The sequence below is a fragment of the Nocardioides sp. Root122 genome (assembly GCF_001425025.1).
GTDB lineage: Bacteria > Actinomycetota > Actinomycetes > Propionibacteriales > Nocardioidaceae > Nocardioides.
In genome coordinates, this window is the sequence record NZ_LMDE01000001.1 from 840,135 (window position 1) to 861,883 (window position 21,749).

Here is a 21,749-nt window from a genome sequence, read left to right on the forward strand (position 1 = left end):
CCCAGAGGCATGAGGACACCTCTGCTGACGCTCGCCCTCGCCGCCACCGCGCTCTCGCTCGCCGCCTGCTCGACCGAGGGGGAGATGCGCGCCGTCGACCCCGCCGCGGGCGGCGCGCCGTCGTCGGCCACCAGCTCGTCCCCCGAGCCGGCCGGCGAGGCGCCAGTGCCCGTGCCCGACGGCCCGGTGCGCACCACCGGCCTGGTGACGGTCCTCGACCCGGGCACCGGTCCCGAGCTGTGCCTGGGCGCCGTCGCCGAGTCCTACCCGCCCCAGTGCGGCGGCCCGGCGGTCGAGGGCTTCGAGTGGGGCGACGTCGGTGTCGAGAAGGCCGCGGGCGTCACGTGGGGCTCCTACGCCGTCACCGGCACCTTCGACGGCACGACCTTCACCGCGACCGACGCGATCCCCGCGGCGCTCTACGACACGATGGCCGAGCCGCAGGCCGGGGGACTGGACCCGGCCTGCGACGACGCGACCACGACCGACCCCGACAAGGCGACGCCCGAGGACATGGACGCCACCCTGACCGCCGCCTCCGCCCTGCCGACGTACGCCGCCGCGTGGCTGAGCGACGGCACGATCAGCGTCGCCGTGACGGGTGACGCCGAGGCCGCCGAGGCGCAGCTGCGCACGACGTGGGGCGGGCCGCTCTGCGTGACCACCGTCGAGCGCACCGACGCCGACCTCAACACGATCAACCAGGAGCTCCAGGCCGCGCTGGGCGACCGGCTGCTCACCAGCGGGTCGACCGCCCCGGACTCCCTCGACGCCCAGGTGGTCTTCGACGACGGGTCGATCCAGGACTGGGCCGACGCGACCTACGGTGCCGGGCTGGTGCGCATCACCTCGGCGCTGGTGCCCGCCTCCTGAGCGTCGCCCGCCGAGGGGGTAGGTAGGGACGAACTGGTAGGTGAACCGTACGGATCGCCCACCAGGACGTCCCTACCTACCCGGGCATCGCTACCCGGGCGGCGACGTCAGATGACGTGGCCCGCCCGCATGCGGCCGCCGGGGTCCACCTGGGCGCGCAGTGCCCGCAACCGCTCCCAGTCGGCGTCGGCGTAGCAGCGCCGGGCGCTGTCGGAGTGCTCGGCGAAGGTCGGCAGCTCCCGAGCCGCGGACCACGGCTCCACCGCGGCCACCACGCGGGCGGCGTCCGCCTTCACCGCGGCGACGGCCTCCGGGACCGGCGCGATGCCGACGAAGAAGGCCGCGAACGCGGCGTCGGTCGCCCCGATGGCGCCGGCGTCGGTCGTACGCCGTGAGAGCGCGCCCCCGAGCTGGCGGAGCTCCGCGGCCAGGAGCGACGTGCTGGTCCCCGGGCCGACCTGGGCCAGGAAGGCCTCGACCGCCTCCTCCGGCAGCTCGGCCAGCAGGGTGTGGTCGGCGGCGGACGGGGCGGCACCCTCCGGGTCCATGTGGATCCGGGTGACGGCCGTGACCGGCACCCGGCCGAAGGTGTCCATCTCCGGGTCGAGCGCGCGGAGCGGGGCGAGGAGCTCCTCGGCCGTCGCGTCGTCGGCGAGGACCGCACCGTCGATGACGACCAGCTGGCGGCCGCTCAGGAAGGGCGGGAGCTCCGGCAGCGGCGGGAAGGACAGCACGCGGAACGACGTGGTGACCTCCTCGGGCGCGTCCTGGGTCCACGCTGCCCAGGCGCGCAGCACCTCGGGTGCCGCCTCGCGGTCCCACAGCAGCATGCCGGCGTAGGCGTCGGCGTACGGCAGGAGGCGGATCTCGAGCGCGGTCACCACGCCGAAGTTGCCGCCGCCACCGCGCAGCGCCCAGAACAGGTCGGCGTGGTGGTCGGCGTCGGCGCGCAGCAGCTCCCCGTTGGGCGTCACCAGCTCGACGGCCACGACGCTGTTGGCAGCGAAGCCGTGCTTGCGGGCGTACCAGCCGATGCCGCCGCCCAGGCAGTAGCCGGCGACGGCGACGTCGGGCGAGCTGCCGTGAAGTGCGGTCAGGCCGTGCGAGGCGGCGGCCTCGACGACGTCCTGCCACAGGGTGCCGCCCTCGACACGGGCCGTGCGTGCGGCGGGGTCGACGGTGACGCCGGTCAGTCCGGACATCCGGACCACGACGACGTCGGCGAGGTCGTCCGTGGTGAGCAGCGCGGCGCCGTGGCCGGTGCTCATCGGGGCGACGCGCAGACCGGCGTCGAGCGCGGCGTGCATGACGTCGGCGACGTCGGAGGCGTCCCGCGGGACGGCCACGGCGGCCGGGCGGAGCTCGGCGGCGACGTTCCACGGCGTGCGCGCGGCGTCGTACCCGGGGTCGCCGGGGAGATGGATGGCGCCGCCGCACAGGCCTCGGAGGCTGGTGGCGCGGCCGGTGGCGGTGCTCAGGTCGATGCTGTTCATCTGGTCCTTCTTCGATCGGGTGGTGCTGACCCGACGATCGTGGGACCGCGCGCCACCGCCGTGCGATCCCAGTCGGCAGGGGACTTCGCGACCCACTGATCTGGACCAGTGGACTTCCCAGAGTTATGGGAGTGCGCTCGAGCGGGGTCGTCCCCGACACTCGTGTGCATGCCTGCCACTGCTGTGCTCGCCGAGCGCGTACGCCGCGACGTCGACGTGCTCTCGCGTGCCGGGCTGGACCTCGAGACGTTCCTCGCCGAGGCCGTCGACTCCGTCGGCCGGGCGGTGCCGGCGGTGGGGGTGTGCCTGGGCACGCACGACCCGGCCACCTTCCTCCTCACCAGCGCCCGCAAGTACGGCGCGCTCGCGGAGACCAACACCTACGACCACGAGTTCGGACTGATCGAGTACGGGACCGTGGAGCCCACCGCGTTCGGCGAGCTGGCCCGCGCCGCGGTCCCGGCAGCGGGCGTGCACGCGCTCACCGGCGGGGACGTGGAGCGCTCCGGACGGATGAGCCGCTTCATGAAGCCCAACTTCGGCTTCGCCGACGAGCTCCGCCTGGTCTTCCGCGAGGCGGGTGCGGCGTGGGGTGCGATGGCGCTGTTCCGCGGGCCCGACGACGTGCCCTTCGGCACGGCCGAGATCGAGTTCATGGCCTCGCTCACCGAGGTGTTCGCGCGTGGCGTGCGCACCGGCATGCTCTGCCGGCTCTCCTCGAGCGAGGTCGTCCCGGTGGCGGGCGGGCCGGCCGTGCTGATCGTGGGCGCCGACGACACCGTGCGCCAGATGAGCCTGGGTGCCGAGGCGCGCCTGGCGGAGCTGGGGTCCGGCGACGTCTACGGCGATCCTGCCGGGATGGTGTCGGCCCTGGTCGGCGCCGCCCGACGGCTGGCGCGCGGCGAGACCTCGGTCCCGCCGCGCTCGCGGATCCGCACCGCCGGCGGCACCTGGCTGGTGCTGCACGCCGCTCCGTTGTCAGGCGCCGGCGGTGACGTGGTGGTCACCATCGAGGAGGCGCGGCCGCCGGAGATCGTGCCGCTGGTCGTCGCAGCCTTCGACCTGACCCCGCGCGAGCGCGACGTGACCCAGCTGGTGCTGCAGGGGCTCGACACCAAGGAGATCGCGGCGACCCTGCACGTCTCGCCGTGGACCGTGCAGGACCACCTCAAGACAGTGTTCCTCAAGGCCGACGTGCGCAGCCGCCGCGAGCTGATCTCCCGGGTCTACTTCGAGCAGTACGTCCCGCGCATGGGCGACGAGCTGAGCCCATCGGGCTGGTTCACCCCGGGTGTTCCGGGGGTCCGGGAGCCGCGGGCGGAGGTCAGCTCTTCTCGTTGAGCGTGATGCTGACCGAGTTGATGCAGTAGCGGTCGCCGGTGGGCGTGCCGAAGCCGTCGGGGAACACGTGCCCGAGGTGCGAGCCGCACGTCGCGCAGCGCACCTCCACGCGCTTCATCCCGTGCGAGGTGTCCTCGATGTACTCCACGGTGTCGGTCACCGGCTGGTAGAAGCTGGGCCAGCCGCAGCCGGAGTGGAACTTGGTGTCGCTGGTGAACAGCTCCGAGCCGCAGGCCTTGCAGGAGTAGGTGCCCTCGGTGTCGGTGTCGGTGTACTCGCCGGTGAAGGCCCGCTCCGTTCCCGCCTGCCGCAGCACGGCGTACTCCTCGGGGGTCAGCTCCTTGCGCCACTGCTCGTCGGTCTTCTGAACGTCATAGGCCATACCTCTGAGTTTACGGACGCGTTCCAGTGAGGCGTCCCGCTAGGGTCGCGGGTATGGCGAAGGCGTCGGAGGCGTACGTCCGGGCGGGGGAGCGCGAGGTCAGGATCTCGTCCCCCGAGCGGGTCATCTACGAGGCGACGGAGGCGACGCCGGAGGTCACCAAGCTGATGGTGGCGGAGTACTTCGCCAGCGTCGAGGACGGCCTCATGCGGGCCCTGCGCGATCGCCCGACCGCGCTCGAGCGCTGGACCTCCGGCGTCCGCGAGGGGATGAAGCTCGCGACCGGGCCGCAGGACCGCAACGCCGACGCGTTCTACCAGAAGCGCGTCCCCAAGGGGGCTCCCGACTACCTCGAGATTGCGACGATCACCTTCCCGTCCGGTCGCACCGCCGACGAGATCTGCCCGACCGAGATCGCCGTGCCGGTCTGGTGCGCGCACATGGGCACGCTGACCTTCCACCCGTGGCCTGTGCGACGTGCCGATGTCGACCATCCCGACGAGCTGCGGATCGACCTCGACCCCCAGCCGGGCACGACCTTCACCGACGCCGTGCGGGTCGCCGGCGTCGCCCGCGAGCTGCTCGAGGAGATGGGACTGATCCCCTTCGTGAAGACCTCGGGCAACCGCGGCATCCACATCTACGTCCGGATCCGTCCCGAGTGGGACTTCGCGGCCGTGCGGCACGCGGCGATCGCGATCGGCCGTGAGCTCGAGAAGCGCGACGACGGCGTGACCACCGCGTGGTGGAAGGAGGAGCGCGGCGAGCGGATCTTCGTCGACTTCAACCAGAACACCCGTGACCGCACCATCGCGTCGGCGTACTCCCTGCGGCCCATCGCGGGTGCCCCGGTGTCGACGCCGGTGACGTGGGACGAGCTCGCGACGCTCTCGTCACCCTTGGCGTTCAACCTCTTCACGGTGCCGGAGCGGCTGGCCGCCGACGGCGACCCGTGGGCCGCGATCGACGACGTCCACTGCGGCCTCGAAGTCCCGCTCGCGCTCTGGGACGAGCACCCGGTCGAGCTCAACTTCCCGCCGGACCACCCGAAGATGCCCGGTGAGCCGCCCCGCGTCCAGCCGTCGAAGAAGGTCGAGTCGCACTGGGACGCCGAGGGCAACCGCATCCCCGACTGAGACCCCGCCGCGTTCCTCACCGTCGCTGGTTGAGGAGGGCGGGCAGCGCCCGTCACGAAACCCCTCAGCCTCGGGCGTGCGAATCGGGTGACCGGGTCTCGTGACAGGCGCCGGGGCGCCTTCCTCGACCACCGAAGGCGTGGGGCGCGCTACTTCTCCCAGGGTGCCGGGATCGGGAAGTACTCCTCGAGGAACTCGTGGAGCAGGCCGTCGGCGCGCTCCTCGTCGAAGGCGGCGAGCATGTTGTCGGCGATGCAGAAGAAGTCGCGGTTGCGGTGGCTCATCTGCTTGAGCTGGACGGGCAGCTGCTGGTGGCCGAGGTCGACGTAGCCGTGGTGGGCGGTGGCGCGGAAGGCCTGCCCGGTGATCAGCCCGTAGCTCTGCGCGAAGGACGACAGCATCGACACGTCGGCCTCGGAGCGGAAGGGCGCGAGCGTGGTGGCCTCGACCTCGGCGGGGAAGCGGGCCGCGATCTCCTCCAGCGTCGTACGACGTTGGGGGTGCGGGCTGTGCATCATCGTCTGGGTGAGGTTGACGCCGAACGCCTCGGCCAGGATCCGGCGGTTGTTGAGCGCCGCGGTGAGGTAGGGGCGGTCGTCGGTGCCCGGCAGGCCGACGGCGCGGTGGTCGGCGACGAAGGCGGCGTACTGGCCGCCGGGTGAGAAGAAGTGCTCGGGGCGCCGCGGCCGCCCGAGGAACACGTCGTCGTTGACGTAGACGAAGTGGTCGGCCAGGTCGGGCACGGCGTGGAGGCGGGTCTCGATGGCGTGCGAGCTGAAGGTCGGCAGCGCGGCCTCGGGCAGGATGTCGCGGTGGTCGACGACCCGGATGCGGTCGTGGGAGGTGTCGAGCCACGACGGCACCTGGCCCGCGGTGACGAGGTGGATCCGGCGCACCCAGGGGGCGAAGAGGTGGAGGCTGCGCATCGAGTAGCGCAGCTCGTCGCGGCTGCGGTAGCGCTGCGCGCCGCCCGCCCGGGCGCTCGGCGTGCCGCCCATCTCGGTGATCCGCTGGTCGCGCGCGGCCAGCCACGCCTCGTCGTCGCCGTCGACCCACGTGTAGACGACGTCGACGTCTAAGCGGCAGTCGTCGACGGTCGGGAGGGCCATCGTCTCCAGCGTCGGGACGGTCACGCCCTCGACCTCGATCGTGGTGCGCGGGGTCCCGGCGGGCACGCGGTCGCCGAACCGGTTGAGGCTCGGCGCGAACAGCTCGCCGTCGGGCGACTCCTCCCAGAACTGCACGCCGACCTCGACGCCCTCGCCGAGCACGCCGTCGTGGCCGCCACGCATGGGCCACGGCTCGAGGAACAGCGAGGCGGTGCGGTTGCGCGCGAGCTCGTCGGTCATCGCGGCGACCGTGCCGCGCCGCTCGGGCCAGCCGCGCTCGGCGGGCTCGCGGACCGACAGCCAGTCGGGCACGGACGCAGCGGCCAGCGCCGCGAGGAAGGCGCCCCGGCGTGACGACGGCACGACGACGAAGGGGTGCGGGTCGAGGCCACGGGCGGGCACCACGAACCAGCCGTCGCTGCTCGCGGTGGCTGCGGCGGTGAGCGCCTGCAGGGTCGTCGTACGCGCCTGGGCGGGGGTGAGGCCGCGGGCGCCGGTCGTCTCGGGCAGGTCGCCGATCGGTCCGGGGCGCAGGCCGTGCAGGACGCGTCGCGGGGCGAGCGGGTCGGCGCGGCGGGCCATGGCACCGCGGAACACGTCGACCCACTGGCGGGCCAGCGCCAGGCCGTCCCAGCGCTCGGACCGCTCCAGCGCGGCGGCACCGAGCCGGGTGCGGAGGTCGTCGTCGGTGGCGACGCGCTGCATGGCGGCGGCGAGGGCGGCCTTGGAGCCCGGCGGCACCAGCAGCCCGTCGACGTCGTGGGTGATGATCTCGCGGGGGCCGGAGGGGCAGTCGTACGACACCGCCGGCACGCCCGCGGACATCGCCTCCTGCAGGACGAGCGGGTAGCCCTCGGCGCGCGAGGCGAGCACCGCGACGCTCGCCCGGGTCCACTCGGTGGTCATGTCGTCGGTCGTGCCCGGGAGCTCGACCCGGCCCTCGAGCCCGAGCTTGCGGACCTGTGCGGCGAGGTTGCCGGCGCGCGGGCCGTCGCCCCAGATCCGCAGCGTCCAGCCGGGGATCTCCTCGTGGATGCGCCAGAACGCGTCGACGACGTGCTCGAACTGCTTCTCGGGGGCCAGCCGACCGGCCGTGACGAACGTCTTCTGGTCCAGCGCGGAGCGCGGTTGCGGCTCGGCGGGCAGGGGGTTGGGGATCACGAGCAGCTCGGGTGCGGCACCCCCGAGGCGGCCGGCGAGCCAGCGCGACATCGACTCGGTCAGCGACACCACGACGTCCGCGCGGGGAGCGAACTCCAGCAGCGCGCCGAGGTCGTTGACCCGGCTGGAGGAGGCGCGATGCTCCTGGTGCACCAGCGCGACGCCGTCCGGCGCGAGCTGGGCGACCACGGCCAGCAGCTCCGGGGTCGTCGTGACGAGGACGTCCGCGTCGAGCGCGGGCAGCGCCTCGCGCAGGGTCGCGTCGGTCAGCGCGTTGAAGGTCGCGTCCCACGACCGCGGCACGATCACGGACTCGCGGTCGGCGAGCTCGGCCGGGTGACGACCGTTGACCGCGGCCGCCCGCTCACCGCGTACGTCGACGAGGTAGGTGACCTCCAGCCCGTCGGCCAGCGGGTAGTGGGTCGTCGCACCGCTTCGGGTGACGCTCAGGATCCGCACCCGGTGGCCCTCGCCGAGGCCGACCAGCGCGTTGGCCTGCGCGATCCCGGAGCGCGCGGTGCCGCCCATGCCGTCGGCGTTGAAGAGCACGAAGACGATGTCGAGAGGCCCGTCGCGGCGCACGCGGCGTACGGCCGATCGCACCTTGTCGGAGAGTGCCACGTGTCCGGTGTCCTGTCCTCGTCGAGTGCGGTCGCCACGATCCTAGGAGGTGGGACGCCGGCCGATAGGGTGACCCGCATGCCGACGCCCCCCACCCCGCTGGTCCTCGTCTCCGGTTCCGGCCGCAGTGGCACCAGCTCCCTGGCGGGCACGCTCAAGCGGCTGGGCCTCCACGTGCCGCAGCCCGAGGTCGAGGCGTCGGAGACCAACCCGCGCGGCTTCTACGAGCCGCAGTGGGTCATCGACTTCCACAAGCGCCACCTCCGCGAGCTCGCGCTGTTCAACATCGACAGCCGACCGGCCGCGGTCGACCTCGTCGCCGACTACCTCGCGTCCGGTGAGCCGACCGCCGAGCTGCGCGAGTGGCTCTCCGGGCAGCTCGACGCAGAGCAGATCGTCGTGAAGGACCCGCACGCCTTCTGGTTCGCCCGGGCGTGGGAGGACGCGAGCCGCGACCTCGACGTGGACCTGCGCTGGCTGACGGCGCTGCGCCACCCGGCCGAGGTCGTCGGGTCGCGCGACATCGCCTACCTCTCCAGCCAGTCCGACGACCTGAGGCTCACCAAGGAGACCTCCAACGTCGCCGGTTGGGTGCACGCCGCCCTCCTGACGGAGCAGGCCGGGCGCGGTGACAAGCGCTCGTTCGTGAGGTACGTCGACCTCCTCGCCGACTGGCGCGCTGCGCTGGCGCCGGTCCAGCAGCAGCTCGAGCTCGACTTCAACACCGATCTCTCGTCGACCGAGCACCACCCGGTGGACGACTTCATCGAGCCGTCGATGCGCAAGTCCCAGCTGACCTGGGACGACGTCCGCACCCCCGTGTGGCTGCGCGACATGGCCGAGGAGGTCTGGCAGCTCCTCGGCGTGCTGACGACGTCCCCGGCCGACGACGACACGCAGGCGCGCCTGGACGTCATCCATCTCGAGTACGACACCCGCTACGCCGACGCCGTGGCCCTCACGTTCGACCACACGAAGGCGGAGTCCACGCTGGCCGCCCGCGAGGCGCGTGACGCGCAGCGCGCCACGGTGCAGCACCTGCGTCGCGAGCTCGACCAGGCGCGCCGGGCCGGCAGGCCGCAGACCGTCGGCGGGCGCGAGGCCGCCTCGATCCTGGGCCGCGCCGTCGTACGCCGGGTGCGGCGACCGCGCGGCTGAGCCGTCGTACGCCCCTCGGTGGGGTCGGCCAGGCCCGGACGTGAGCCCGCTGGGGTAGTCCACCGGCATTCGGTTGTCGGGACGTGGGTGTGGGAGCCACTTCCCGGTGGACTATCGCGGGGGTGGCTGGGTAGTCCAGTGGCGTACGGCTGTTGGGGGGCGTCCTGAACAGCCACTTCTCACTGGACTACGTCGACGTGGGGTGGGGCGGGGTAGTCCAGTGGCGTACGGCTGTGAGGAAGGACGTGGGGCAGCCACTTCTCACTGGACTACCCCGACACCGGGTGCCGCGACCTCCGCGGTCCAAGACCGGACCAAGACCGGTCAGAGGCCGGTGACGCCCTCGCCGGAGCCGGAGGCCTGCTCGTCGAAGTTCTCGTGCTCGATGAGGTGCAGGACGGGTACGCCGAGCTTGCGACGGGCCCGCGAGGTCCAGTCGACGTGGAAGAACTCGGCGACCACGTGCGGACGCGTGAGGATGATCGCCTCGCGGGCGTCGACCGCCGCGACCATCGCGGTCAGCGCGTCGACGGGCGGCTCGGAGGTGACCTTGCCGTGGCAGGTGCCGCCGGCCTCCTTGAGCGCGACGAGCGTCTGCTGCAGCTCGGCGGAGGAGTTCTCCTGGCACTCCTTGCGGAGAGCCTCGATGTCGACGTCGTTCATCGCCAGGGCCGGGGCGGCCATCAGGTCACCGGCGCCGAGGGTGCCGAGGGAGGCCTCGATGCGGGCGGCAGCGTCCTCGAGGGGCAGCAGCACGTGGTAGACGACCGGGTCCTCGATCTCGACGTGGAGCGAGCGCACCTGCTTGGCGTCGGCGGGGGACAGGGCCTGCTCGACGAGGAGCACCACGTCGTAGGTGCCCTGCCCGTCGTGGATCGAGTCGTCGGGGATCTCGGTGTGGTCGGTCATGACTCGCCTCCGTGGTCGGTGCTCAGGATTCTAGTGAGGTCATAGCCCGCGGGCTCGTCCAGCTGGGCATATCCGCAACTCTCGGGATCGCGGTCGGTGCGCCACCTCGTGAAGTGCGCAGTGTGCCGGAAGCGGCGACCCTCCATGTGGTCGTACTTCACCTCCAGCACCCGCTCGGGTCGCAGCGCGGTGAACCCGAGGTCCTTGCCCTGGCTCCAGCGGCTCTGGGTGCCGGGGACGCGCTCGGGGTTGGCGGTGAGGAACTCGTTCCACTTCCCCCAGGGGTGGTCGGCGATGTCGCAGACCAGCGGCTGCAGCTCGTGCCACATCGCGGCCCGCTTCGCGGCGGTGAAGCTGGCCGAGACGCCGATGTGCTGCAGCTCGCCGTCGTCGTCGTACAGGCCGAGGAGCAGGGAGCCGATCAGCGGCTCCTCCGGCGTCGACGTCTTGTGCTCGCGGTAGCCGGCCAGCACGACGTCGGCCGTGCGCTCGTGCTTGATCTTGAGCATGGTGCGCTTGTTGGGTTCGTACGCCGCTCCCAGGGGCTTGGCGACCACGCCGTCCAGGCCGGCGCCCTCGAACTCGTCGAACCACCGTTCGGCCTCCGCCGGGTCCTCGGTGGTGCGGGTCAGGAAGCACGGGCCGGTGCCGTCGAGGTCGGCCAGCGCCTCGACCAGGGCGGCGCGTCGCTCGGCGAAGGGGCGCGCCAGGAAGGACTCGTCACCGAGCGCGAGCAGGTCGAAGGCGACGAAGCCGGCCGGCGTCTCCACCGCGAGCTTGTCGACGCGGCTCGCCGCCGGGTGGATCCGCTCCTGCAGCGTCTCGAACTCCAGCCGCCAGCCCTCGGGCCCCTGCAGCCCGACGAAGATCTCACCGTCGAGCACGATGCGCTCGGGCAGCTGCCGGCGGCAGGCCTCGACCACCTCGGGGAAGTAGCGGGTCAGCGGCTTGGTGTTGCGGCTGGCGAGCTCGACCTCGTCGCCGTCCTTGAAGACCAGGCAGCGGAAGCCGTCCCACTTGGGCTCGAAGCTCAGGCCGCCGTGCTTGGCGGGATCCGGCACGCCGCTGACGCTCTTGGCCAGCATCGGCTGGACGGGCGGCATCACGGGAAGGTCCACGAAATCGAGCCTATCCCTGACCGGAGCGGCCGGGCGTCAGTCCTCGCCGCGCAGCGAGAACGAGCGCAGCCGGTCACCGGCGAACCACACGCCGGCCACCGTCACCACGATGCTGGCCAGCACCGCCCAGGTCAGGTTCGCCGGGTCGGGCAGCTTGGCGGAGACCTCGTGGCCGACGCGCAGGCCCCACTGGCCGATGCTCAGCCACGCGACGCCGGTGAACAGGTTGCCGAGCAGGCTCTCCCAGATCAGCACGAACATCAGCGACGCGATGACTGCGTGCCGGGTGATGGCGGAGATCGCCAGGAACAGTGCGGAGTACGCCGTCCCGGCGACGACGGCGCCGACGAACATCCCGAGCGCGCGGGTGGTGTCACCCGTGATGAGCGAGGCGACGAGGATCGCCAACGACCCGGCCACCAGCGTGGCGGCGAGCGCGACGACCCACTTGCTGATGGCCACGACGTAGCGGTTCACCGGCTTGGCGAGCAGGTAGACGATCGAGCCGTCGTCGACCTCGGGACCCAGCACCGAGGACGCCGCGAGGATCGCGACCAGCGGCAGCACGAGCGGGTAGCCCAGCCCGGGCAGGATGTCGAAGGCCGCGTCCCCGTCGGTGAGCGCGGTGATCAGGGTGACCAGCGCGATCAGCAGCACCGGGAAGGCCAGCAGCAGGAAGAAGCGGCGTCGGCCCAGCAGTGCTTGCAGGGCGAGCTTGGCGATCGTCCCGTTCATGAAGGGTCCTTGATCATCGGGCCACCAGGTAGGCGAAGACGCTCTCCAGCGACTCGTCGCTGGGGGAGAGCTCGAACAGGGTCACGTCGTGCTGCCGCGCCCAGCCGGGCAGGCCGACGGCGAAGCTGCCCAGGTCGTCGACCTGGACGTCGAGCTGGTCGGCGCGCAGGCTGACCGCGCGGACCGCCGGCTGGGCGATGAGGACCGCGGCCAGCGCGCGGTTGTCGCTGGACTGGACCGCGTACTGCACCGGCCGGTCGGTCATCAGCCGGCGGATGGCACCGAAGTCGCCGGAGGCCGCGTGGCGACCGGAGACGACGACCTCGATGTGCCGGGCCAGCCGCTCGACCTCCTCGAGGATGTGCGAGCTGAAGAGCACCGTGCGGCCCTCGTCGCCCAGGCGGCGCAGCAGGTCCATCAGGTGCATCCGCTGACGGGGGTCCACGCCGTTGAACGGCTCGTCGAGCAGCAGCACCGCGGGGTCGTGCACCAGGGCTGCCGCGATCTTGATGCGCTGCCGCATGCCCTTGGAGTAGGTGTCGAGACGCCGAGCGGCCGGCTCGACCATGTCGACCTCCTCGAGGATCCGCTCGGTGGCGGCGGCCGCGTCGGGGAGGCGGTGCAGGTCGGCGTTGGCGCGGACGAACTGCCGGCCGGTGAGGTAGCCGAAGCTGAGCTCGCGCTCGGGCACCAGGCCGATCTGGCGGTAGATGGCCGTGTTGCGCCACACAGGTTGGCCGTCGAGCGTGACGTGCCCGGAGGACGGGGCCAGGAAGCCCGACATCATCGCCATCAGCGTGGTCTTGCCAGCGCCGTTGGGCCCGAGGAGGCCGGTGACGCCGGGGCCGATCGACAGGGACACGTCGTTGACGGCGACCACGTTGCCGAACCAGCGCGAGGCGGAGTCGAGGACGAGGGTGCTCATCGCGAACCCACCTTCCGGAAGCGGGCGACCAGGCCGAGCACGCAGAGCGCGGTCAGCACCACGGCGACCAGGACGTACGCCAGTGCCCAGGCGCTCCCCGGCGGGGTGAACGTGACGACCCCGGCGTGCCAGGCGTCGGCGAGGCCGCTGAAGATCGACCACGGCGAGAGGAGCCCGGCCGCGACGCCGATGCCGTCGGCGTCCTGTGCGTTCGTGATGGCCTGCACCGAGGTGACCACGCCGGAGACGACGATCAGGGCGACCACCGACCCCACGACCGCGAAGCCGCGGCGCAGGGAGACCGAGGAGATCAACCCGGTGACGCCGGCGACGAGCGCGGCGAGCAGCAGCTGGAGGACCACCGCCTTGAGCAACCCCTCGAGCTGGTCGCTCTTGTCGAGGCCGGCCAGCAGGGCGCCGGCGAACAGCAGGAACGTCGGCACCCACATGAAGAAGAGAAGCGACGTGGTCAGCGACAGCCACCTCGTCACCGCGAAGACCGAGGAGGAGAGGGGCCGGGCCAGGTAGAGCACGATCGAGCGGTGCCGCAGGTCGCGGGAGAACAGGACCGGTGCCTGCGCGGCCGCGAAGAGGCTGATCACGAGCTGCACCTGGTTGGTGTAGTCGGCGTAGGTGACCGGCAGCGAACCCAGGCCGGTCAGCACGACGACGCCCACCACGATCGCCGCCGGCAGCGTGGCCATGGCCAGCAGGATGAACGGCAGGATCTTCGACTTGCCGGAGCGGCCCAGGCCGTAGGTGTGGCGCAGGCCGGTGACGTAGAGCGTGCGGGCGATGGTCGCGGTGCCGTCGCGCGGACCGTCGTAGCGCCGGTAGCCGAGGTCGTGGATGACGCCGGAGCGCTCAGACATGGGCACCTCCCTCGAGGAACACGTCCTCCAGGTGGCCGTGGTCGGGCTCGAGCCGCATCAGCCCCAGCCCGAGCTCGGCGGTCACGTCGCGGATCACGTCGTGGACCGCGCCGGCCTCGGCCAGCTCGGGCGGCGGCGGGTCGACGGCGACCATCGACCCCCGGGGACGGCAGGTGAGCCCACGCTGGGCGAGGGCCTCGCCGAGACGGTCGCGCTCGGTCTCGGTGCCGACCACCTCGACGAGCAGGTTGCCGGTCCGGCGGAGGAAGTCGGTGGTGGCGCTGGACCGCAGCAGGCGGCCGCCGTCGAGGACGATGACGTGGTTGCTGACCTGCTCGAGCTCACCGAGGAGGTGGGAGGTGACCAGCACGGCGATGCCGAAGTCGCTGCCGATGCGCTGCACGAGGCGCAGCATGTCGGTGCGGGCCGCCGGGTCGAGGCCGTTGGTGGGCTCGTCGAGGAAGACCAGGTGGGGGTCGTGGACGAGTGCCTGTGCGAGCTTGGCCCGCTGCTTCATGCCGGTCGAGTAGCCGCCCATCGGCCGGTAGCGCTCCTCGTCGAGCCCGACGTGCCGCAGCACGTCGGCCGCGCGCTCACGCGCCGGTGCGGCGCCGAGGCCGGACATCCGGGCCATGTGCACCACGAAGTCACTGGCGCTCACGTCGGGCGGGAGGCAGTCGTGCTCGGGCATGTAGCCCACCAGCCGCCGGATCTCCTGGCTCGCGTGCTCGATGTCGTGGCCCAGCACGCTGGCGCTCCCGCTCGTCGGCTCGAGGAGCCCGAGCAGGATCTTGATGAGCGTCGACTTGCCAGCGCCGTTGGCGCCGACGAGGCCGGTCACCCCGGGGCCCACGTCGACGGTCAGGTCGGTGAGCGCGTGCACCGAGCCGTAGTGCTTGGTGAGGCCCGCGGTCGTGATGACCGACTGGTTGGTGGGCAGCAGCCCGGTGAGTTCCCCCGTCACGCCCGCCACGCTAGCGGCCGGCGACGTCGTACGGCATCAGGGATCGCCCGGATCGGCGTGAAGGTCTGGTGAAGATACGTCCCGCCCGTGACGCTGCGGACGTGCTGCGATCCGGTCGCCCCGCCGACCGGATCGCCACACGTCCCGTGCTTTCTCCTAGGCTTGGGCACCTATCCCCGGTTGGTCTGCCGGCAGGGCCCGCCTGACTTTGAATCAGGACTAGCGACGTAGGTTCGACTCCTACCCGGGGAGCCACGCACAGGACCGTGGAGCCCCGGTGCCACCGGGTGGCTCCAGGGCTCCACGATGACGGGGCCGGCGCTACATCTCGAAGACGAGGCGGGCCGGCACCTCGCCGGCGAGGACCTCCTCGAAGCACGCGTTGACGTCCTCCAGCCTGCGGGTCTCGGTGACGACGCGGGTCAGGCCGCGCGCGTGGAGGTCGAAGCACTCGGCCAGGTCGTTGCGGGTGCCGACCAGGGAGCCGATGACCGAGATGCCCTTGAGCACGGTCTCGAAGACCGGGAGCTCGAGCCGGTCGTCCGCGGGCAGTCCGACGAGCACGAGCCGGCCGTTGGGGTTGAGGGCGGCGTGCGCGGCGCGCATCGCAGCCGGCGACGGCACGGTCACGAGGGCGACGTCGACGCCGCCGAGCGCGGCGAGCTCGGCCTGCTGGTCGCCGCGTGCGTCGACCACGTGGTCGGCGCCGAGGTCCTTGGCCAGCTGGAGCTTCTCGTCGTGCACGTCGACCGCGACGGTGCGCGAGCCGAACACGCGGGCGTACTGCAGTCCCAGGTGCCCCAGGCCCCCGATGCCGACCACCATCGCGGTCTCACCGGGCTGCGGCCGGGCCACCTTCAGCCCCTTGTACGTCGTCACGCCCGCGCAGGTGAGCGGCGCGGCGTCGCGCGAGGTCACCGCGTCGGGCACCGGCACGACGTGGCTGGCGTAGGCGACGGCGTGCTCGGCGTAGCTGCCGTCCATCGTGTAGCCCATGTAGGACGGGCTGGTGCAGTAGGTCTCCCAGCCGGCGACGCAGTAGCGGCAGTGGCCGCAGGCGTGGCCCAGCCAGGGCAGCGCGACGCGCTGACCGATCACGACGGGGAGGTCGCCCTCGCCGACCACCTCGACGGTCCCGACGCCCTCGTGGCCGGGGATGAGCAGGTCCTTGGGCTTGACCGGCCACTCCCCGCGGGCGGCGTGGATGTCGGTGTGGCACAACCCGCAGGTCTCGATCCGCACGAGCACCTGGCCGGGGCCGGGCTCGGGGACCGGGACGTCGCGGATCTCCAGCGGTGCGCCGAGCGTGGGGACGACTGCTGCCTTCATCGTTCTCTCCTAGCAACTGTGCGGACGGGTACGGCGATCAGCAGGGCCCCGGCGAGCAGCAACAGCCCGGCGAGGACGAAGAGGACGGCGACGACGGCGTCGAGGACGGGGAGCTGGGCCCCCGTGGCGACGTCGGCGGAGACGCCTCGGGCGCCGTCGGTGCGCATCAGCACGAAGGTCCAGCTGCCGTCCTGCGGCTCCCAGTCGAGGGTCGCGCCCGTGCCAGTGGCGCTGGCCACCCAGAACGTCTGGTCCTGGGGCGCCGACCGGGGCGCTCGGCCTGACGTCTCCTCCAGCACGGCCTTGCCGTCCCGGATCTCGCGGAAGACGTCACGCCCGACGCCGTCGAGGTAGGCGGACACGTCCGCCGAGCGCGCAACGCCGATGAAGAGGGGCGTCGCGGAATCGCTCTCCGCCGTGACCCGGACGTCGCCCAGGACCCGGTCGGGGACCCAGTCGGGTGCCCCTTCGGTGGTGATCCGTGCGTCCTCGGAGGTGATGGCCCACGCGCCGCCGTCCATGCCGATGGCGGGACTCATCACGAACCCGTCGTCGCGGTCGGTCGCACCGACCAGCGCGAGGGTCCCACCGGCCCCGGCGAGGCCGAGGCCGGCGAGCACCAGGACCGATCCGGCGACGACGGAGACGATGCGCCCGGTGGTCCAGCCCCGGGGGCCGGCGTGCGGGGCAGCGACGGGCGCGGGCGGGCTGTCCAAGCCGTCCGGACTGTCCGGACTGTCCGGACTGTCCGGGCGGCGGGAGGCCGTGGCGCTCTCGTGGCCGCCCATGTCGAGGCGGAACGGCGGGTACTCGTCAGTCATCAGTGCGACGTAGCCGGCGACGCGCAGCACCCACCGGTTGAGGCCGAGGACGAGGTCGAAGACCTGCTGCGGGTAGCGACCGGTGAACAGCAGGACGACGGCGGCGACCAGCACGAGGACGCCGATGAGGCTGATGCTGATCCAGCTCTCGTCGTCCGCGCCGCTCACGCCGTACGCCACGCCGCCGGCGAAGAGCGCGACGATCAGGTAGTGCGGGATCGCCAGCAGCCACCACTTCACCAGCACCAGCCCGCGCGACAGGTGCTCGGGGTGGTCGACACTGAGGTGGGCGGGGTAGTCCGGCACCTCGGCGAGCGTGAACGGCGGGTAGCGGTCGGTGCCGAGCACGCCGTAGGAGTAGTAGGAGACGCGCCAGCTCCAGCGCATGACGCCGACGTTGAAGTCGAAGATCGGCCGCGGGTAGCGGCCAGTGAACAGGATGGCGAAGAACGCCACCACGCTCAGCACCGCGAAGGCGACCCACAAGAAGGCCAGCACGACGTAGTGCGGGATGGCGAGGAACCACTTGACGATCCACAGGCCCCGGCTCAGGCCGGGGTCGAGGTCGGCGTCGACGTGCACCGGGTAGCTCGGGGGAGCGGCCGGGGGGACGGGTGAGGCGGTGGTCGAGGTGGTCATCAGTGAGCCCTTCGGTCGACGGCTCCCGGACGGTGCGTGACGCGACCGGGAGCCGCTCGTTCCCCTCGATCGTTGCGCTGCCGCGAGGCACCGGGCAGGGCCGAACGGCACGACTTCCCGGGGAGGTGGTGGGACCTAGGACCCTGTCGTCCCCCACGTGGGGGAGCGAGACTCGGGGCATCCACAAGGAGGAGGACCCGCATGGCCCACGCCCCCGCACCGCCCCCGCCCGACACGGTCCGGCTGGTCGTCGACGACGTGGCCGGCCTCGCGGACCTGGTCCGGGAGGCGGCGCTGCGCGCCCTCGGCTCCGACCGGGCCCTCGAGCTCGTCGAATCGGCCGTGCCAACGTGCGACCACGCGGCGCGGGCCCGCGCGATCCGGCGCATGGACGAGGCGCTGGACGTCGCCCGCCGTGCCGCTCCGGGGGTCCAGGTCCGGGTGGGTGCCCCGATCGAGCTGCCCTCACCCAGGCACCCGTCGTGACGGGGGTCGAGGAGGTCGCGGTCGCCCCGATCGCGCTGCAGCGGCTGGAGCCCCTGCTGACCCCCGAGCGCGTCGAACGCCTCGAGACGTACGTCGCCGTGGCCCGCCGGCTGCTCGAGGGCCGCACCGTCTGGAACCTCAACTCGACCGCGCGTGGCGGCGGGGTCGCGGAGATGCTGCACACGCTCGTGGCCTACGCGGCCGGCACCGGCGTCGACATCCGCTGGCTGGTCGTCGGCGGTGACCCCGACTTCTTCGCCGTGACCAAGCGCCTGCACAACCGGCTGCACGGCGTCCCCGGCGACGCGGGAGCGCTCGACGCGGCCGCGCGGGCGACGTACGACGCCACGCTGGCGCGGCACCGTGGCCAGGTCCTCGAGCACGTCCGGCCCGGCGACGTGGTCCTGCTGCACGACCCGCAGACGGCCGGGCTCGCCCAGGCCCTGCGGGACCGTGGTGCCTTCGTGGTCTGGCGCTGCCACGTGGGGCTCGACGACCACAACGCGTGGACGCGGGAGGCGTGGGGGTTCCTGCGCGAGCTGGTCGAGCCCGCGCAGGCCTGCATCTTCTCGCGGGAGTCGTTCGCCCCGGACTGGGTCGACCGGCGGTGGCTGCGCGTGATCCCGCCGTCGCTCGACCCGTTCAGCCCCAAGAACATCGACCTGGACGCGGCCGAGGTCGACCGCTTGGTCCACCGTGAGGGACTCGTGGTCGAGGGGTCGCCGCTGCCGAGGGACGGCCGCGTCGTGCTGCAGGTGAGCCGGTGGGACCGGCTCAAGGACATGGCGGGCGTGCTCGACGCCTTCGCCGGGCACCTCGACGAGCTGCCGCCCGACGTCCACCTGGTGCTGGCCGGTCCGGAGGCGACGGGCGTGGCCGACGACCCCGAGGCGGCCGAGGTGCTGGCGGAGTGTCGTGCGCTCTGGCGCGCGCTCCCCACCCGGGCCCGCGACCGCAGCCACCTGGTGTCGGTGCCGATGGACGACCTCGACGACAACGCCCGGACCGTCAACGCGCTGCAGCGCTGGGCGACGGTCGTGGTGCAGAAGAGCCTGGCGGAGGGGTTCGGGCTGACCGTGACGGAGCCGATGTGGAAGGGCAGGCCCGTCGTCGCGTCCGCCGTCGGCGGCATCCTCGACCAGGTCGAGGACGGCGTCAGCGGCCTGCTGCTGCGCGACCCGCGCGACGGCGCCGAGCTGGCAGGCGCACTGTCGTCCCTCCTCGCCGACGCCGGGCGGCGCGAGGAGATGGGACGCGCGGCGCACGAGCGGGTGCGCGACCACTACCTCGCGGACCGCCACCTGATCCAGTACGTCGAGCTGTTCGCGCAGCTGATGGGCGAGGTGTAGTCACTCCCGGCCGGTTGCGGCGCGGAACGCCTCCAGGGCGGTCGGCAGCGTCGGGAAGATGTGCTCCTCCCCGATGCGGTCGAGCACGCCGCTCGGCTGCAGCGCGTTGCGCGGGTCCTGCTTGAGCCGGGCCAGCGCCAGCACGATGCCCTTCGCGGCGAGCTCGGCGCGCAGGGTCTCGAGCGCGTCCGCGCCGGTGAGGTCGACCTCCCCGATGGTCTCGGCGTTGAGCAGCACCCACTCCGGGGCGTACGCCGCCACCGAGTCCCGCACCCGGGCGAGGAAGTTCTCGGCGTTGGCGAAGAACAGCGGGGCGTCGTAGCGGTAGACGAGCAGCCCGGGGACGGGAGCAGCGTCGTCGTAGTCGTCGACGTCGTGCATGCCTGCGACGTCGGGCACGAGGCCCTCGACCGCGTCGTGGGGGCGCGCCACCCGGCGGAACACGTCGACGAGGGAGAGGCTGACCGCGACCAGCACGCCCTCGAGGACCCCGAGGGCGAGCACGCCGAGCGCGGTGGCGAGCGCGATGACCAGCTCCGTACGCCGGTAGCGCGCGATCCGGACGAACTCCGCGACGTCCACCAGACGGAGGCCGGCGTAGACGACCACCGCGGCGAGGGCCCCGTCCGGGAACCGGGCGAGCACGGGGCGCAGCGCCACGACCAGGACCAGTGCGGCGGCCAGGGTGGACAGTCCCGCCCAGCGGGACCTTCCCCCGACGGCGTCGACGATCGCCGTCCGGCTGCCCGAGCTGCTGACCGGGAACCCGTGCACCAGCCCTGCGGCGACGTTGGAGACCCCCAGCGCGAGGAGCTCGCGCTGCGCGTCGACGCGGTCACCCCGGCGGGCCGCGAAGGCGCGGGCATCGATCACGTTGTCGGTGAACCCGACCACCGCGATGGCGAGCGCGGTGGTCAGCAGTGCCCACGACCCCAACGACGACAGGGCGGGCAGGCCGACGTCCGGCAGTGCGAACGGCAGCGTGCCCACGACCGCCACCCCGTCCTCGGAGAGGCGGGCCACGGCCACGGCGAGGGTCGCGGCGAGCATGCCGAGCAGCGGCACAGGTCCGGTGGGCCACAGCCGGTCGCCGACCAGCAGCACGGCCAGGGTGCCGAGGCACACCGCGAGCGTGGGCCAGTGGATCGCCGACGGGTGCTGCGCCACCCACCACGCCTGCGTCAGCGGGTCGCCCTCGGGGGCGTCAGCAGCCGTCCCGCGCCCAGTCTGCGACAGCACCATCAGGCCCGCGATGCCGGCCATGTAGCCCACCAGCACGGGCTTGGAGAGCAGGTCGGCCAGGAACCCCAGGCCGCCGGCCCACGCGAGCAGGCACACGCCGCCGACCGCCAGGGCCAGCAGCGCCGCGGTGTCCTGCGCGGACTTCCCGGGCACCGTGATGGCGGCGAGCGCCGCGCCCGTCATCAGCGCCGTCGTCGACTCGGGACCCACGGAGAGCTGCGGGGACGACCCGAGCAGGAAGTAGACCGCGAGCGCGGCGAACGCCGCCCAGAGCCCGGCGGCGGGCGGCACCCGCGCCAGGCCGGCGTACGCCAGCACCTGCGGGACCAGGTACGCCGCGACGGTCACGCCCGCGACCACGTCCCGCCGGAGCGCGCGCGCCTCGGGCGGGCGCAGCGAGTCGAGCCACCTGGAGGAGGGAGTGGAGGAGGGTGAGGTCGTCATCGCGACCCGGCCACGAGTCCGGCGTGCCAGCCCGGTGCCCGTCCGCCGGCGGGCGGCGCCACCCGGGCGAGGTCGTGGTCGCTGCGGACGAGGAGCCACGAGGTCAGCGAGTTGGAGTTCCACATGTCGCCGGTGCGCTGCTCGTCGAGCGCCCAGGTCGCCGTACGGAACTGGGGCGCCAGCTCGAGCACCCGCTGCGCGCGCCGGACGTCGGCGCTCATCCGGACCGGGCTGTCGACGGCCTCGTCGACGTCGGGGATCCGTCCGCCCTGCCAGCACCGGACCTCGTAGCGGAACAGCCGGGACCGCCCCAGCCAGCGCAGGCCTACCGGTCCCTCGGCGACCACGCCCCGATCGGGCTCGCGTGTGTTCCAGACCGGGGCCATCTCGATGGCCCAGCGGTCAGGGCCCAGGCGTACCTCGAGGGCGGAGTGGTAGAGGTCGCAGGCGCGGCGGTGCTCACGACGCGCGACGAAGGCCTCGAACACCCGGCCATTCAGCCGGACGCAGTGCCCGCCTGCGCCGAGCGGCAGCCAGTACAGGTCCACGCTGGCGCGCCGCGACGTGCTCTCGGTCATCGCACCTCCTCGGCGCCAGTCGACCGCGCGCGCACCGCGCCCCGCTAGGGCCCAACGTCCCGCG

The 21,749-nt window shown here is 72.8% G+C and carries 19 protein-coding genes and 1 tRNA gene; 7 read left to right on the forward strand and 13 right to left on the reverse strand.

All coding sequences use genetic code 11. From position 1 onward, the window contains the following. Positions 1–9: 9 nt before the first annotated feature. Positions 10–873, forward strand: a complete 864-nt coding sequence (locus ASC64_RS03930; protein WP_056906168.1) for a hypothetical protein — start codon at positions 10–12, stop codon at positions 871–873. A gap of 107 nt (positions 874–980) precedes the next feature. Here the strand turns inward: ASC64_RS03930 and ASC64_RS03935 are convergent, their stop codons facing one another. Then, positions 981–2,366 (reverse strand): FAD-binding oxidoreductase, encoded by a 1,386-nt coding sequence (locus ASC64_RS03935; RefSeq protein WP_056906169.1) that lies wholly within the window; start codon positions 2,364–2,366, stop codon positions 981–983. Positions 2,367–2,534: 168 nt separating this feature from the next. Between ASC64_RS03935 and ASC64_RS03940 the strand changes: the two genes are divergently transcribed. After that, the gene (locus tag ASC64_RS03940) at positions 2,535–3,707 is read left to right on the forward strand and encodes a helix-turn-helix transcriptional regulator (RefSeq protein ID WP_056906170.1); all 1,173 of its coding nucleotides are present in this window, start codon (positions 2,535–2,537) and stop codon (positions 3,705–3,707) included. Here the strand turns inward: ASC64_RS03940 and msrB are convergent. Next, entirely contained in the window at positions 3,691–4,089 is a 399-nt protein-coding gene (gene msrB, locus ASC64_RS03945) for a peptide-methionine (R)-S-oxide reductase MsrB (RefSeq protein WP_056906171.1), read from the reverse strand. The genes ASC64_RS03940 and msrB overlap by 17 nt on opposite strands. A gap of 53 nt (positions 4,090–4,142) precedes the next feature. On the opposite strand from msrB, the gene ASC64_RS03950 reads away from it, so the two are divergent. Then, positions 4,143–5,225, forward strand: coding sequence for a DNA polymerase domain-containing protein (locus ASC64_RS03950; protein WP_056906172.1), 1,083 nt, complete (start codon positions 4,143–4,145; stop codon positions 5,223–5,225). A gap of 149 nt (positions 5,226–5,374) precedes the next feature. On the opposite strand, the gene ASC64_RS03955 is transcribed toward ASC64_RS03950, so the two are convergent. After that, positions 5,375–8,116 (reverse strand): stealth conserved region 3 domain-containing protein, encoded by a 2,742-nt coding sequence (locus tag ASC64_RS03955; RefSeq protein ID WP_056906173.1) that lies wholly within the window; start codon positions 8,114–8,116, stop codon positions 5,375–5,377. A gap of 78 nt (positions 8,117–8,194) precedes the next feature. Between ASC64_RS03955 and ASC64_RS03960 the strand changes: the two genes are divergently transcribed. After that, positions 8,195–9,274, forward strand: a complete 1,080-nt coding sequence (locus ASC64_RS03960; protein WP_056906174.1) for a sulfotransferase family protein — start codon at positions 8,195–8,197, stop codon at positions 9,272–9,274. 324 nt (positions 9,275–9,598) lie between these two features. On the opposite strand, the gene ASC64_RS03965 is transcribed toward ASC64_RS03960, so the two are convergent. From ASC64_RS03965 to ASC64_RS03990, 6 genes are read right to left on the reverse strand one after another with little or no spacing between them, the layout of a single operon-like run. Continuing rightward, complete coding sequence (locus ASC64_RS03965) at positions 9,599–10,183, reverse strand: hypothetical protein (protein ID WP_056906175.1); 585 nt, start codon at positions 10,181–10,183, stop codon at positions 9,599–9,601. After that, positions 10,180–11,301 carry an ATP-dependent DNA ligase gene (locus ASC64_RS03970; protein ID WP_056906176.1) on the reverse strand — a complete coding sequence of 374 codons (1,122 nt, stop codon included), beginning with the start codon at positions 11,299–11,301 and terminating at the stop codon, positions 10,180–10,182. Before ASC64_RS03970 ends, ASC64_RS03965 begins: the two co-directional genes overlap by 4 nt. Positions 11,302–11,337: 36 nt before the next feature. Further along, complete coding sequence (locus tag ASC64_RS03975; protein ID WP_056906177.1) at positions 11,338–12,036, reverse strand: ABC transporter permease; 699 nt, start codon at positions 12,034–12,036, stop codon at positions 11,338–11,340. A gap of 13 nt (positions 12,037–12,049) precedes the next feature. Then, entirely contained in the window at positions 12,050–12,961 is a 912-nt protein-coding gene (locus ASC64_RS03980; RefSeq protein ID WP_056906178.1) for an ABC transporter ATP-binding protein, read from the reverse strand. Continuing rightward, positions 12,958–13,833: a hypothetical protein gene (locus ASC64_RS03985; RefSeq protein ID WP_056906179.1), complete on the reverse strand. Its 876-nt coding sequence runs from the start codon at positions 13,831–13,833 to the stop codon at positions 12,958–12,960. The genes ASC64_RS03980 and ASC64_RS03985 overlap by 4 nt, the downstream gene beginning before the upstream one ends. Next, positions 13,826–14,797, reverse strand: a complete 972-nt coding sequence (locus tag ASC64_RS03990) for an ABC transporter ATP-binding protein (RefSeq protein WP_235563506.1) — start codon at positions 14,795–14,797, stop codon at positions 13,826–13,828. The genes ASC64_RS03985 and ASC64_RS03990 overlap by 8 nt, the downstream gene beginning before the upstream one ends. A 173-nt stretch (positions 14,798–14,970) precedes the next feature. On the opposite strand from ASC64_RS03990, the gene ASC64_RS03995 reads away from it, so the two are divergent. Continuing rightward, positions 14,971–15,052, forward strand: a tRNA-Gln gene (locus ASC64_RS03995). A 66-nt stretch (positions 15,053–15,118) separates the two neighbouring features. Here ASC64_RS03995 and ASC64_RS04000 read toward each other — a convergent pair. Next, positions 15,119–16,126 (reverse strand): zinc-dependent alcohol dehydrogenase, encoded by a 1,008-nt coding sequence (locus ASC64_RS04000; protein ID WP_056906180.1) that lies wholly within the window; start codon positions 16,124–16,126, stop codon positions 15,119–15,121. Next, positions 16,123–17,586 (reverse strand): DUF4389 domain-containing protein, encoded by a 1,464-nt coding sequence (locus tag ASC64_RS04005; RefSeq protein ID WP_056906181.1) that lies wholly within the window; start codon positions 17,584–17,586, stop codon positions 16,123–16,125. Before ASC64_RS04005 ends, ASC64_RS04000 begins: the two co-directional genes overlap by 4 nt. Before the next feature lie 201 nt (positions 17,587–17,787). Here ASC64_RS04005 and ASC64_RS04010 point away from each other — a divergent pair, with 201 nt between their 5' ends. Together ASC64_RS04010 and ASC64_RS04015 are read left to right on the forward strand one after the other, a co-directional pair. Continuing rightward, a complete protein-coding gene (locus ASC64_RS04010) occupies positions 17,788–18,072 on the forward strand; it encodes a hypothetical protein (RefSeq protein WP_056906182.1) in 285 nt (94 codons plus the stop codon). Continuing rightward, the gene (locus ASC64_RS04015) at positions 18,069–19,421 is read left to right on the forward strand and encodes a glycosyltransferase (protein WP_056906183.1); all 1,353 of its coding nucleotides are present in this window, start codon (positions 18,069–18,071) and stop codon (positions 19,419–19,421) included. Before ASC64_RS04010 ends, ASC64_RS04015 begins: the two co-directional genes overlap by 4 nt. Here the strand turns inward: ASC64_RS04015 and ASC64_RS04020 are convergent, their stop codons facing one another. Together ASC64_RS04020 and ASC64_RS04025 are read right to left on the reverse strand one after the other, a co-directional pair. Continuing rightward, positions 19,422–21,107 (reverse strand): SulP family inorganic anion transporter, encoded by a 1,686-nt coding sequence (locus ASC64_RS04020; RefSeq protein ID WP_056906184.1) that lies wholly within the window; start codon positions 21,105–21,107, stop codon positions 19,422–19,424. Continuing rightward, on the reverse strand, positions 21,104–21,685 hold the full coding sequence (locus ASC64_RS04025) for a hypothetical protein (RefSeq protein WP_056906185.1): 582 nt from the start codon (positions 21,683–21,685) through the stop codon (positions 21,104–21,106). The genes ASC64_RS04020 and ASC64_RS04025 overlap by 4 nt, the downstream gene beginning before the upstream one ends. Positions 21,686–21,749: the final 64 nt, after the last annotated feature.